This is a genomic window from Citrobacter sp. Cpo109, assembly GCF_030332565.1.
GTDB lineage: Bacteria > Pseudomonadota > Gammaproteobacteria > Enterobacterales > Enterobacteriaceae > Citrobacter > Citrobacter portucalensis.
This window is the reverse complement of record NZ_JAOWHQ010000068.1, coordinates 100,433-114,466: the sequence shown is the minus strand read 5'-3', so window position 1 is coordinate 114,466 and position 14,034 is coordinate 100,433. Positions and strand designations below refer to the sequence as shown.

The 14,034-nt window shown below is 51.0% G+C and carries 12 protein-coding genes; 8 read left to right on the top strand and 4 right to left on the bottom strand.

Annotated features, from left to right (window positions below; translation table 11 throughout):
• Window positions 1-2: 2 nt before the first annotated feature.
• From OGY71_RS17375 to OGY71_RS17340, 8 genes are read left to right on the top strand one after another with little or no spacing between them, the layout of a single operon-like run.
• Entirely contained in the window at window positions 3-2,093 is a 2,091-nt protein-coding gene (locus tag OGY71_RS17375) for a methyl-accepting chemotaxis protein (protein WP_063940964.1), read from the top strand.
• Window positions 2,090-3,157, top strand: a complete 1,068-nt coding sequence (locus tag OGY71_RS17370) for a chemotaxis protein CheB (protein WP_003825849.1) — start codon at window positions 2,090-2,092, stop codon at window positions 3,155-3,157. Before OGY71_RS17375 ends, OGY71_RS17370 begins: the two co-directional genes overlap by 4 nt.
• Window positions 3,154-4,566 carry a CheR family methyltransferase gene (locus tag OGY71_RS17365; protein WP_063940965.1) on the top strand — a complete coding sequence of 471 codons (1,413 nt, stop codon included), beginning with the start codon at window positions 3,154-3,156 and terminating at the stop codon, window positions 4,564-4,566. The genes OGY71_RS17370 and OGY71_RS17365 overlap by 4 nt, the downstream gene beginning before the upstream one ends.
• 11 nt (window positions 4,567-4,577) lie before the next feature.
• Window positions 4,578-6,710, top strand: coding sequence for a hybrid sensor histidine kinase/response regulator (locus tag OGY71_RS17360; protein ID WP_286613493.1), 2,133 nt, complete (start codon window positions 4,578-4,580; stop codon window positions 6,708-6,710).
• 22 nt (window positions 6,711-6,732) lie between these two features.
• The gene (locus OGY71_RS17355; protein ID WP_008785648.1) at window positions 6,733-7,092 is read left to right on the top strand and encodes a response regulator; all 360 of its coding nucleotides are present in this window, start codon (window positions 6,733-6,735) and stop codon (window positions 7,090-7,092) included.
• A 17-nt stretch (window positions 7,093-7,109) separates the two neighbouring features.
• Window positions 7,110-8,786 carry a diguanylate cyclase gene (locus tag OGY71_RS17350; RefSeq protein WP_003825856.1) on the top strand — a complete coding sequence of 559 codons (1,677 nt, stop codon included), beginning with the start codon at window positions 7,110-7,112 and terminating at the stop codon, window positions 8,784-8,786.
• A gap of 11 nt (window positions 8,787-8,797) precedes the next feature.
• Complete coding sequence (locus OGY71_RS17345; protein WP_003825859.1) at window positions 8,798-9,322, top strand: chemotaxis protein CheW; 525 nt, start codon at window positions 8,798-8,800, stop codon at window positions 9,320-9,322.
• On the top strand, window positions 9,306-9,665 hold the full coding sequence (locus OGY71_RS17340) for a hypothetical protein (RefSeq protein ID WP_003825861.1): 360 nt from the start codon (window positions 9,306-9,308) through the stop codon (window positions 9,663-9,665). Before OGY71_RS17345 ends, OGY71_RS17340 begins: the two co-directional genes overlap by 17 nt.
• Before the next feature lie 59 nt (window positions 9,666-9,724).
• On the opposite strand, the gene OGY71_RS17335 is transcribed toward OGY71_RS17340, so the two are convergent.
• From OGY71_RS17335 to sitC, 4 genes are all read right to left on the bottom strand, one after another.
• Window positions 9,725-11,347 carry a serine hydrolase gene (locus OGY71_RS17335; RefSeq protein WP_003825862.1) on the bottom strand — a complete coding sequence of 541 codons (1,623 nt, stop codon included), beginning with the start codon at window positions 11,345-11,347 and terminating at the stop codon, window positions 9,725-9,727.
• Between the two features lie 94 nt (window positions 11,348-11,441).
• The gene (locus OGY71_RS17330) at window positions 11,442-12,164 is read right to left on the bottom strand and encodes a cysteine hydrolase family protein (protein ID WP_003825864.1); all 723 of its coding nucleotides are present in this window, start codon (window positions 12,162-12,164) and stop codon (window positions 11,442-11,444) included.
• Between the two features lie 163 nt (window positions 12,165-12,327).
• Window positions 12,328-13,179 (bottom strand): iron/manganese ABC transporter permease subunit SitD, encoded by an 852-nt coding sequence (gene sitD / locus OGY71_RS17325; RefSeq protein ID WP_286613492.1) that lies wholly within the window; start codon window positions 13,177-13,179, stop codon window positions 12,328-12,330.
• On the bottom strand, window positions 13,176-14,033 hold the full coding sequence (gene sitC / locus OGY71_RS17320) for an iron/manganese ABC transporter permease subunit SitC (protein ID WP_008785642.1): 858 nt from the start codon (window positions 14,031-14,033) through the stop codon (window positions 13,176-13,178). Before sitC ends, sitD begins: the two co-directional genes overlap by 4 nt.
• Window position 14,034 lies beyond the last annotated feature (1 nt).

Here is a 14,034-nt window from a genome sequence, read left to right as displayed (position 1 = left end):
TCATGAGTGACATTATTAAAGTAAAAAATCGAACGGCGAATACCACTAGTGAGGGACCGCGCGCTCGACTATTGTCCTGGCTGCACAACATCCATCCCGGTGTGGCGATGAAGCTCGGTATGATTTTGGTTGTTTGTATCGCAACGTTGCTGATTGGCGCCTCTTTTATATTATCGTCTTATCTTTCCAGAGAATTGCAGGTCAATGCGCTGGAGATGATTAAAACCAACACGCGGATATTCCACAACAGTATTTCTAACGAGTTTCAGCGTGTGACTCGCGATGCGGAACATTACAGCAATGTTTATATTAATAATTATCAAAACGTTGCCAATAAACCGCTGCGTTATATGGACTCTACTGAATTAAAAGCGGTGCTGAGCAACCCGAATACCAACTCACATTTCACCGAATTAACCAGCGTATTTGCCAGTACGTTTATTCTGCAAGGCGAGCAATTTGTACGTGTCAGCAGTACGTTACTGGCGAGTTCAGGCAATACGGCAACAGCAACAGCACTAGGGCATGATAATCCGGCGTTGCCGCTGCTTTTGAAAAATAAACCCTTTTCCGGTGTGGTCACACTGTTCGGTAAACAGTTTATTAGTCACTACGAACCGATTGCTGACAAATATGGTCAGGTGGTGGGGGCCGTCGCGGTGGGTTTCGACGTCAAACAGAGTTTGCAACCGATCATTCAGCGTTTGTTGAATGTGCATATTGGTAAAGATGGCTACGCCTACGTGCTGGATGCCGGATTTGAACCCGGTCGTATGTTGGTCCATCCCTCGTTGAGCAACCAGCAGGCAATTAATATTACCGATGCCAATGGTTTTAAGCTGTTTGCCGACATGCTCGAACACAAGAATGGCATCACTTACTACAACTGGGTGAGCGGTTATGGCGCATTGCCGAAGACCAAAGTTGCCGTTTATGAATACGTTGAAGGGATTAACTGGATAATCGCCACCACCAACTATGTTGATGATGTCGCCAAGAGCAGCAATCTGGTGCGTAACGGTCTGCTGCTGTTCACCGCGCTGCTGCTGCCCATCATTTTACTGCTGATTGCTGTGGCCAGTCGTTTCCTGATCTCGCGGCGATTAAACCGTGTCCTGGGGATTGCACAAACCATTGCCGAAGGTGACTTAACGGTAGATGTTCAGGTCGATCACCACGATGAGATAGGCGAACTGCTGAGCGCGGTGGAGATGATGCGTCAGCGTCTGCACTCGTTGGTAGGCGGTATGGTTTCTCATGCAAATTCGGTACATCAGGCATCTTTGCATATTACCGAAGCGGTCGATGGGCAGGCATCAACCAGCGTGGAAACCTCATCTTCAGTAGCTGAAATTACCTCCACCATGGAAGAGCTGTCTGCCTCATCGACACAGATAGCCGAACACTCACGGGCGGTTGTGGATATTGCCAACCAGACGCTCGAGGACTGCAATAAAGGCTCCGAGTCGATGTCGCAATTGCTGATGCGTATGACGGATATTGATACCGACAATCAGCAAAACATGCGTGAAATCATGATGCTCGGTAATAAGTCGACGGAAATCAGTCGCGTGATGGTGATCATTAACAGCGTCGCGGATCAGACGAAACTTATCGCCTTTAACGCAGCGCTCGAAGCTGCCAGCGCCGGGGAAGCCGGTAAGCGTTTCTCGGTTGTGGCGGCTGAAATCCGTCGTCTGGCGGATTCGGTGACGGAATCGACGGTTGAAATTGAAAATAAGATCAGCGAGATCCAAAACGCGATTAATCGTCTGGTGCTGAACGCGGAAAAAGGTGGCGAGAGCATTAAAGCGGGCGCAATTGCCTGTAAAGTCAGCGCCGAACACCTGAACGATATTGTTGTGACTGCCGAGCAAACCTCGACGGCAGCGCTGCAAATATCGCTATCAACACAGCAACAGAAAACGGCGAGTAATCAGGTGGTGATGGCGCTGCGTGAGATCGTTGTTGCCAGTAACTATACCTCGCAATCTATCAAAGACATTCTGGTTGTCAGTCAGGATATGACACAACTGTCGAAAGCGCTGAAAGAGGCTTCGTCCTCATTCACACTGACGGAAACAGATGCATGAATAGCAGCAACATTCGGGTGCTGATCCTCGACCTGGGCAGCGCATCGCGTAATGAGCTGGTCAGGCAACTGGAGGATCACCCGCACATTAAGGTGGTGGGGCAAGTAGCCCATCGCAGGCAGGCGATCCGACTGTTGCAACAGCTGATGCCTGACCTGCTGATTCTGACGCTGGATATTTCGAGCGTCGATAACGTCGAGATCGTGGAAACGATCATGGCAACCAGCGCAATCCCGATCCTTGTCATGAGATTTTGTCCAGAGAATCAATGGGATGATGACTACATTTCCCGTGGTGCGTTGGCGGTGTTGCACCATAGCAGTGATTCACCACTCTCAACGGATGCTTTGCATCGTAAAGTAGAATTATTGGTCGGTGTGAAAGTTATTCGACATATCAAGGGATTACGCTATCCAGGCGAACCGGTAATCCCCACTGCACGACCGATGATAGACGTTGTAAAAACGCCACAGGACTGGCCCTTTGTGCTGGCGATTGCCTGTTCGACGGGCGGGCCGCAGGCGCTCAGTAAGCTGTTGCAGGATCTACCCGGTACGTTCCCGTGCCCGGTACTTATTGCCCAACATATTGCCGATGGCTTCGCGAAAAATATGGTGCATTGGCTGGATAGCGTGACCGATCTGAAGGTGCGACTGGCGCAGGAGGACGATCGGGTGGAAGCGGGGTATGTGTATATATTGCCGCCGGAGCAGCACCTGATCGTCAAAAGCAACCAGCGTTTAGCGGCGATCCCAAGACAGGAAAGCGACGTTTACCATCCCAGTTGCAACCTGTTGCTGGAGTCGGTGGCTGAGGTGTTTCGCGAAAAAGCCGTCGGACTGATTATGACCGGCATGGGCAGCGATGGCTGCCGCGGCATTGAGCTTATTGTCCGCCGTGGCGGAACAACGCTGGCGCAGGACGAAGAAAGTTCGGTGGTATTCGGTATGAATAAGAACGCGATCGACAAGCAACTAATACACCGCACGATCCCTCTGGATGGTCTTGCTGCGGTACTGCTTTCGATGGCTTGCCACGGGCATGTTGAGAGTAAATTGCCATGATCCCTAATCTTCCTGACTATGCGCGCCTGATCAAAGAGCGGGTCGGTTTGCATTTCGATAACGCCATGGAAGCATTGCTGAAAACGGCGCTGGGTCGGCGAATGGCCGAGCGAAAAATCAATGATTACTATGAATACTATGAACAACTGCGTAGCTCGCAGAATGAGTTTGATAGTTTCATCACGCTGATTACGATTAACGAAACCTATTTTTTCCGTGAAAGCGATACGCTGGATTTAATCTGCGATAAATGGATCCCGCGTCTGTTGCAACAGCGCAGCGGCCCGGTGCGTATTCTGAGTGCCGGATGCTCTTCCGGAGAGGAAGCCTACTCGTTGGCGATCAAGCTGCATGAGAAATACCTCGGCGGGATGGCCCAGCGCATCGAAATTTACGGCTGTGATATTGACCCGGCAATCCTGGCAAAAGCCCGCAACGCCTGCTATTCAAGCTACTCGTTTCGTGGCGTCGACCCGAGTATTCAGCAACGCTACTTCACCCGCTCGGGAAACCTCTACCGGCTGCATGATGAGATCCGTGAGAAGGTCTCCTTCCATCGCACCAACATTATAAAAGAACAGTTACTGCCGGAAGTGGACATCATTTTGCTGCGCAATGTGTCCATCTATTTTGATACGCCAACGCGTCGCGAGCTGCACAGTAATTTGCTGAAGATGTTGCAACCGCAGGGAGCCTTATTTTTTGGCAATGCGGAAACGCTGGCTAACAATTTCGACATTCTGAAGCTGGAGCAGGAAGAGGGGATTTTCTATTTTTGCCACCATAGTGAAGCGGCAAGGGTTGTGCCTGTCCCCAGAGTTGCGGTGCGCATTCCGCAGTCGAGAGCGGTGGTTGAACAGGTTCCTCTGGTGCCCACGGCGCAGCAGAGTAATGACTGGCTGAAGAAAGCACGCGCCAGCCTCGATGAAAAATGTTTTTCTGAAGCTGAAAAGTGTATCGCCTGTGTATTACGTGACGATCCCCGTAATCAGGATGCGCTGCTGATCCAGGGCGTTATTGCCCTCGAGCAGCGTGAATTTTCTCAAACAGCCGGAAACGCACAGCAGATCCTCGCCCAGGATGAGTGGTCGGCAGAGGCCAAAATGCTGCTCGGCCTGGCGATGATGTGGCAACACCAGACCCAGCAGGCCATCGCCTGGTTCAAGCAGGTGGTTTATCAGGAACCCGGCTACTGGCCTGCACACTATTATCTGGCTGAAATGTACCGGCAAAGCGAGTTATACCAGCCTGCTCAACGGACTTATCGTGTGGTGATGCAGTTACTGAACGACGAGATAAACAATCCGTCATCGGTTTGTCGTCTGCGTTTGCCAATGGTATTTCCTGGCAATACGTTTCGTTTCCTGTGTGAACATCAACTGGCGCAATTCGCCCATCAAAGTGGCTAATAAGAGCGATTATGGCTATCGATCTGAAAAAATTCGTTCTGCGCTTTATTGATGAAGGGAGAGGTCATTTGCAGACGATCAGCGAAGGGGCGTTTCTCCTCTCCGCTGATGAACATACCGACGCCTGGATAGGTGAGATGTTTCGCGCTGCGCATACCCTGAAAGGGGGCGCGCGGATGCTGAAGCTGCAAAGCATTGCCGATGTCACGCATCATCTTGAAGATGTATTGAGTGAACTACGTGATAACAAACTGACGCCGGACAGGGCGCTGGGCAATCTGATCCATGAGTCTGTGGAGTACCTTTCTGGCCAGCTTACCCAGCTTTTTGTCAGCGAAGGGGATAATCAGTTGCCACCGGCGGATACCGGGCTGTGCGAACGCCTTGCCCGCGCCAGTCGGGGAGAGGATATCACGCTGGCTGTCGAAACTGCCGGGGTAACAGAAAAACCGGTAGTCCCTGCGCCCGCGACGCCAGCCAGCATGGATGCCGGTATTAAGCAGGCGGATTTCGTTCGGGTAAAGCTGAATAAGCTCGATGGCCTGATCGACATTCTGGGGGAGGTGCTCGCCGGACACGATCGCCTGGAACAGCAGATACAAAACCTGAGCCAACTGGTACCACGGTTACCGGGATTAAGCGCTGAACAGCTTCGCCAGCAGATCCACGACTTTAGCGCCCAGTTAAAAGAAAGCGTTCAGCTCCAGCATTTGCAGATGTTTGAGCTATACGATGTGGCGGCGCGGATCCGTATGCTGCCACTTTCAACGTTGTTTGAACCCATTTCACTGCAGGTCAGCGAACTGGCTTCCACACTGAACAAGCAGGTGGTGTGCCGCTTTGTTGGCGGAGAAGTGGAAATCGACCGCCAGCTCATTGATCGGCTTTCGGAGTCGCTGACGCATCTACTGCGTAATGCCGTCGATCACGGGATTGGTGAGATCGACGAACGTCTGGCGCTCGGTAAATCCACTCGCGGCACGATTACCATCACTACTCAGCAGGACGGCAGCGGGATATTACTGCGTATCGAAGATGATGGCCGTGGTCTGAACTATGAGGCCATCAGCGCGAAGGCGGTCAGTAAAGGTCTGGTTCCTGCTTCAATGGCCGGGCAGCTCTCCGAGCAGGAATGTAATGAGCTGATTTTTCATCCCGGCTTTTCGACCAGCAAGATCGTCTCCGAGCTTTCTGGTCGCGGCGTTGGTCTTGATGTGGTGCGCAAAACGGTGGTGACAGACCTGCAAGGCGATTTGCAGGTTTATAGCCGCCCGGGAGTCGGAACCAGCTTTAACCTGCGGTTGCCTGTTTCGTTAACCATGATGCGGATTCTGCAATTTGAAGAGCAGGGACACCTGTTTGGACTGGCTGCGCAGTATGTGGTTGAGGTGGTGGAATGCACTGCTCAGGGGATCAGCGATATCGCCGGACGTCCTGCCATTATCTTACATAACGAGTTTATCCCGGTGGTTTGCGTAGGCAGCTTGCTGGGCATTCATGAACGCCAGAGCAGCTTTTCAACGCCTGGACAGCGATTAATCGTGGTGCAGAACCAGTACAGCAAAATGGCGCTGCAAGTGGATAAGCTCCTCGATGAACGCAAGATGATGATCAAACCGTTACCGAAGCATATGCAACAGCAGTCGCTGGTCTCCGGGATGGTACAAACACCGGATAACCAACTGGTCAGCATCCTGCACGTTCCTGCGCTGATGGCGATGGCGCAACAATCACGGCAAACCAGTACAACAGCGCCCGCCACGAGCGTAACGCAGGATGCCTGGCATGTGCTGGTGGTCGATGACTCACTGAATACCCGTGAGATAGAAAAGAACGTGCTGGAAGCGCACGGCTATCAGGTGACTCTGGCAGAAGACGGGCTGTCGGGGCTGCAAAAAGCGAAACTGACCCAGTTTGATGCCGTACTGACGGATGTCGAAATGCCGTTTATGGATGGTTTTACCTTCACCAAATCGTTGCGTGGGGAGAAAAACTACCAGCATACGCCAATCATCATCGTGACGTCCCGCGCGAAGGAAGAGGACCGGCGACGGGGGATTCAGGTGGGCGCGGATGCCTACATCGCCAAGGGCGATTTCGAGCAGGACAGTTTGATAAAAACATTAAAAATGCTTTTGTGCTGATGGCGCAAAATCGAGAGAGAAAATGCGAATTTTATTAGTTGATGATGATCTTTTTGCGGCTGAACTGGCATCCATATTTTTGCAAATGGACGGCTACGATGTGGTGATTGTGGAAAGCGCGATTTCCGCCCTGGCATGCCTGGATTCGGATAACAACATCGACCTGGTGATTAGCGATCTGCATATGCCAGAGATCAGTGGGTTGGATTTGCTGGCGCTGTTACGCGCTCAGGATTGGGCTAAGCCTTTTATTTTACTGAGTGCCAATGAAGTAACGGGCAGCGACGCTCTGTACGACCGTTGGGTGAAAAAAGATGAAAACCTCGCGGAAAATCTGGGGGCTGCTGTCAATGCGCTACTGCAACCATCTGCGATTAACTGAATAAGCCTACGTGTCTGATGAAACAAGAAAATAAGCATATAGCGATGGCGGCAGCGCAGGAAAAAATAGCGCGTTTGCGGCAGGGGTTTCTACGCCGAATTCCCGACATGCTGGCACAAGCGGAAAGATTACTCGTTCAGTTAGTCGCTGAGCCCAGTGAAGCCTGTCGTAAACAGCTACATATCCTGCTGCACAGTATTCACGGTTCGGCAGGGTCCTTTGGCTTTAGCCCGCTGGCGAATGCCTCAGCAGAAGGTGAGCGTTTACTAACGGAGCCGGAAACAGAACAAAGCACATTGCATTACGATGAGCTTCGGCGAATCATCAGGTGGTTGTACACCCTGACCCAGGAGCAGCTCAATCTTGAACATCGTATCAGCGATACGGAGTTCACATTACCGATCACCGCGCAGCGCCCGGAAGAGGGATATGTTCGGCGGGCCAATAAGCCTATCTACCTGTGTGATGATGATATTGACCAGGTCGAGCTTCTCGCGACCCAACTGCGCTGTTTTGGTTTTACCTGCCATGTGTTCGCGAACACGCAGGATTTCACTCAGGCCGTATTGTCGCAACCGCCCGCCGTGGTGATTATGGATGTTAGCTTTCCGGACAACGCCTACGGTGGACCGCTGGCGATGTCGGATCTGAAACAAAAAGTGGGCAAACCTTTCCCGGTGCTGTTCCTCTCGTGTCATAGCGATTTCAATGCCCGCGTCAACGCCATCAAATCTGGCTGCGATGGCTACTACGTAAAACCTGCGTCTATCACCGATTTAGTCCAGGAACTTCATCGCCTGACTCAACCGTCGCTGAAAAAGCCTTACCAGGTATTGTTGATCGATGACGAACCGGCGGTGGCGGAATACAACGCGGAGATGCTGCGCTTGGCGGGCATGGAAGTGCATGTGCTGGAAAAACCTCACTATCTACTGCATGTACTGAATGCGCAGCCGATCGATCTGGTGTTGATGGATTACCACATGCCGGAGTTCAGCGGTGAGGAACTGACAAAACTGATTCGCCAAATACCGCAGCATATTGGCCTGCCTATCGCCTATCTCTCCAGTGAGACCAACAAGCATGCGCAGTTGGGAGCAATGAGCATCGGCGCGGAGGATTTTATCCTCAAACAGAGCGACCCTGAGGAGCTGATCCGCGCCGTATCGATTCGCGCGGAAAGAATGCGCGTCCTGCGTGCCCGTATGTCGCAGGACAGTCTGAGCGGGTTATATAACCACTCAACGACCACCCATTTTCTCAAAAGCGCGATTGCCGAGTCGAACTACAGCGGCAACCCGTTTTGTATGGTGATGGTGGACCTGGATCGCTTTAAAAGTATTAACGATACCTACGGTCATGCGGTCGGTGACCAGGTAATTGTCGGTATTTCGCAGTTGTTCTCCCATCGATTACGCAGCACTGATATCGTTGGCCGTTACGGTGGTGAAGAGTTTGTCATCATTATGCCCAACACCAGCAGTGACAAGGCTGCGCGCGTGGTCGAACGATTGCGCAGGGATTACGAGCAGGTCACGTTTTCCGTTAACGACGCCAGTTTTCACAGTACCTTCAGCGCGGGCATTGCCCAGTGGCAGTTTGGCGATCGGATTGAAACGCTGCGCGAGCGTGCCGATCAGGCGCTGTATGCCGCGAAGCAAAATGGCCGTAACACTTTCTGCATTGCCGAGTAAAAGGAGTCAATATGAGCCAACAGCTGGAGCAGATGCTTGCGCTGAACCATGGTGAAAAACCGGAGTGTGAAAACGTTGATGAACCCCAGCGCACGCTGGTGTTATTTCAACTGGCGGGTAAAAATTTTGCCTTCTATGGGGCGCAAATTAAAGAGATCCTTGCTGAGCGCCCGATCTCCTGGGTTCCCTGTTGTGCGCCAATGCTTGAAGGGGTCATCAACTATCGTGGACGGGTGGAATCGGTGATGAGACTGGACAGCCTGATCGATAAACCTACCGTTAATTCGGCAGGTAAGCGCACTATTCTGATTGGATGCGCCGAGAAAATGCAAAGTGGGATCCTGATAGATAAATTGATTGATGTGTTGGAAGTCGCCGAAAGCCAAATTCATTTGCCAGGAGATTCGTTGCCCCCGGCGTTACAAAGCATCGCTGTGGGGGTGGTTAACGTGATGGAAACCTGGTACACGCTGCTCGATCTGAATCTGGTCTTTGAGCGTTATCAGGAGACCAGCGGTTATGACGGCTCCCACTAATTTGGCGGCGGTACGTATTACTTTGGGAGCGCTAACGTTGTATATACCGGCAAACCAGGTTGGTGTGTGCTCGTTAGTGACTCAGGTTGTGCCTGAAATCCCCCGATTTAGCCAGTGGCTGGGGATTGCGGATGAGCCGCAGGAGGGATGGCATTTGCATTTGCGCGTCCCTGACAGTGGCGTTGAAACCGGCTGGTACCTATGGGGACAACTTGAGAATGTGATGCTCTCCGGCGACATTATTTTTGCCGTACCTCCGCTTCTGGCGCGTAACTGTCATCTACCTGCGCTTCGTGCCCTGGTGGGCCGCGAGGCGTTTAGCCCGCTATTAAGCTGGCGCTGACACGCTGCGGGAGCTTTAACGGTCCCGCAGCATGAGAAGGCTGGGAGTGCTATATCCCGTTACTGGATATAAGCATCAACAGCCCGACTGACCAGCTTAGTCATAAAGTTGTCAATCTTATCAATGGTCTGCTTGTCCTGAAGATCGTAGGTTTTTGCTACGTCATCCAGGTTTTCATAACCGACCCAAACTCGCCCGATCTTATCCTGCCATACGGAGACACGTAACGGCAGATCCAGCGCGACACCCTGTTTATCCTGCATCAGTTTTGTGCCGACTTTAGGGTTACCAAATACCAGGACTTTCGTTGGCCTCAGGTTCATTCCCGCGCCCTCGGCATTTTTCTCGTGATCAATTTCAGTGAATACCGGAACGCCTTCGCTTTTCAGAATGGCTTTCAGTCGGGAGACCGTTTCATCGACAGAGAATTTACTTTCCTGGTTTTTGATCTTCTCTGAATTTAACCCAGAACCCAGCCCGATTTTATAGGCTTCAGCGATATCACGAGCCACCTGAGTCATGTCTACGCCTTCTTTGTTGGTCAGCATTGTCACGCAAACCAGTTCATCACCGGCGGTAAAACGACTCAGATAGGCACTAAATCCACCTGTGGTTCCTTTGATTTCCAGAAAACCAGGATGGCGGGTAAATTCCCAGCCTGCCATGGCAGGCACGACTTTGCCATTTTTCAGTTTTGCCGGGCTATAGATAATGTCGCGCAGCTTTTTGTCTTTAACCAGCGTGCTGCCGGCAAGACCGATATCCCACTTACTGATGTCTTCCGCTGACGACCACAGACCACCATAGGCGTACAGATTATCAGTGGCGATCGCGCTGACAGGCGCCAGTTTGTCACCCGCTGCGACGTAACCTGTTGCAGGCTCAACAGGGTTGATCCAGTCAATTTCTGACTTAAATTTCGAATGCTGATTATGTTGCTTATCAGGCGTCGGGCGATCAAGGAATGCTTTCGTTGGCATGTCTTTTGCGAACATGGTGCTTTGCAGACCTAACGGCGCAATTTGGTATTTGTTGACGAAGTCCACGTAACTCATTCCGCTGACTTTCTCGATAGCCATACCTAGCAGGATAAAGTCAGTTGCGCTGGAGTTGATATCCGTGCCGTTTTTAAATTCGAGCGGTTTATCTTTAACAAGATCAACCAGCTGCGCAGGTGTATATTTTTGCTCTTGTTTATAGCCGAAAGATCTGAAATCAGGGATCCCGGATGAGTGCTGCATTAATTCCAGAATCGTAATGTTATGCCAGCTTTCCGGTAGGCCAGGCAAATAAACACTCACAGGAGTATTCAGATCCAATTTGCCTTGCTCTACAAGTTGCATTACTGCGACTGCAGTAAAAGCTTGCGTGATAGGGCCAATTCCCCACATGGTTTTGGTGGAAGCAAGCTCATCATTGGCTGCTGTTGCCAGACCGTATCCCGCTGAGCGCGGAATATAAGGCGCCTGAACAATCGCCATGGATAAACCCGGCAGATTATTTTTCGCCATTACCTCGGCAATGATCTGATCGATATATTTGCCGTTGACCTTTAATTGTGGATCACCACGGTTAACTAAGTAAGTTGTCTCATTTGTATTGGCAGCGGCCAATACCTGAGTAGCTGAAACTGACATGGAAAGTAAAATACATGCCGAAATAACCTTTAACTTAAGATTCATGGAAAAGCTCCGCGCTTAATGAAATTTATTTTGATGGCTAATGGATAAGCGATGTTGTACATACAATTACCCTCGGTAACCGTACTCATAGCTATTACTTAGCTGCTGCCTTTACCTTTTCAACCGTGGTGTCGGTGTCCCATAAATCATTGGCAATGATGCGGTAGTTGGTTAGAGCGGCGAGATAACCGTCACCTTCCGGAATGCGCGGACCCGCTGTCGCATCTTTAACGACGACAACTTCAAAACCTTGCTCAATCAATTCACGCATATGGGATTCAATACACAGATTGGCAGCCATACCGGCGAGAATGACCTGTGAGACACCGCGTTTTCTTAATTGCAGTACCAGGTCGTTGGTTTCTGGTCCGAAAATCTTATGCGGTGAGGCAATGACCGTTTCGCCATCATAAATATATGGCTTAAACTGCGGTAAAAAGTCTGCGCCGGAATTTTCAAAATTTTCCATTGTCAGTGGACCTTTACGATTGAACATTCCAGTGCCGTGCATAAATGTTTCTCCCGGTGCGGTAGATTGCCATTTATGGTCGTGCGGAAAGTAATAATGCGGAGAGACAAAAACAGGCATTTGTGCTTCTTTTGCCATTTTGAACAACGTCTCGAGATTTTCTACGGTATTATTTTCAATAATGCTGTCTTTGAAAACCTCCCAGCCAATACCCTGAGGACTTAAAAAATCGATCTGTGGATCGACTACCACCAACGCAGCTTCCTTATTATTAAGTGTTATACCTTTGCGTGGTAAGCCATAGGCCTCTGGTTCAGAATAGATTTCTGACATGCTCATCTTGCTCATAAAATTTACCTGTATTTTTATCTAATGTGATAGTGACTATCTGATTATTAAATAGCGCTGGTAAATATGGCATGGTTTCAGAACGGGGCATTTGTTCAGGACGCTGGGAATATTGTCATTACGTATTCTAAAAACGATAGCGGGCATATCACTGCCCACTCCATCAGAGGTCGTATTGCTGGCGTCGCCGTTCTAAACGACGATCGCGCAGGGTGGAATAAATAAAGGTCATCACAAACAGTAGCGAAAATAGTACGACGATGGTGGGGGCCGGTGCACTGTCGATGAAAAAAGACAGGTACACGCCCATAAACGAGGTAACGACCGACATAATCACCGCCAGCCACAAGGCGTGGGAAAATTTCCGCGTCATTAAAATCGCAATGGCGCCAGGCGCAATCAGTAAGGAGATCGACAAAATAATCCCTACTGATTTTAGCGTGGCGACAATCGTCAGGGCGATCATGCACAGCAGGCCGTAATGTAGCAGCGCAGTGTTAAGCCCACTGGCCTTTGCCTGATGCGGGTCGAACGCATGCAGCAGCAGATCTTTCCACTTAAGCCCAATAATAAGCGCTATCCCAAGCGTAATAACCGCGGTTTGTATGATGTCGCTGAACGATACGCCCAGCATGTCGCCGAACAGAATATGATCGAGATGGACCTCTGACTGGATAGAGACGTACAGCACCAGTCCTGCACCAAACATGCCGGAAAAGACGATTCCCATCAGGGTATCGCGCTTGATGCGGCTGTTATCGTCGAGATAACCCGTCCCCACCGCACAGAACAGCCCGGCGATAAATGCGCCAATTGCCAGTGGGATGCCCGCAATCCACGCCAGTACTATTCCCGGGAAAACCGCGTGGCTCATTGCATCGCCCATCAGCGCCCAGCCTTTGAGTACTAAAAATACAGACAGCAGCGCGCAGGGCACGGCGACAATGGTGGAGATGACCAGCGCATTGACCATAAAACCAAACTGAAAGGGTTCCAGCAGCGTTGTTAAGATCATACTGACTCCTTGTTCACCAGACGGGCGCGGCGGCGATTCGCCAGCAGACCGTGTTTTGGCGCGAAGACAAATGCCAGCAGGAACAGCAGCGTTTGCAGAACGACAATAATTCCGCCGGTTGCACCGTCCAGCCAGTAGCTCAGCCAGGCGCCGAAAAAGCTGGTCAGGCTGCCAATAGCTACGGCGATAGTGAGCAGGCGTGGAAAACGATCGGTCAGCAGCCAGGCCGTTGCACCTGGCGTAACCACCAGGCAAATCACCAGAAATGCGCCGACGGTTTGCAGCGCGGCGACTGTGGAAACGGAGAGCAGCGTAAAAAATAACAGCTTCAACCGGCCCGGATTCAGACCGATAGAGCGCGCGTGGTTTTCATCAAAAAAAACCACCATCAGATCTTTCCACTTCAAAAACAGGATGGTTAGCGAAATAACTCCGATGATGGCCAGTTGTAGAATATCTTCTGGCGCAATCGCCAGCACGTTGCCGAGAATAATGGTCTGAATGTTCACCGACATCGGATTGAGCGACACCATAAACAGCCCGATACCGAAAAAAGACGAAAAAATCAGTCCGATAATCGCATCTTCCTTCAGGCGCGAACGTTGATTAAGAAACAGCATACTGCCCGCCGCCAGTCCGCCGGAAAGGAATGCGCCAAGCGCGAAGGGAAGCCCTAACATATAAGCGCCTGCCACGCCCGGAACGATAGAATGCGACAGCGCATCGCCAATCAGCGACCAGCCTTTGAGCATCAGATAGCAGGAGAGAAACGCACACAGGCCGCCGACCATCGCCGAGACCCACATGGCGTTGAGCATGTACTGGTAGCCAAACGGTTCCGTTAGCCAGTTCATG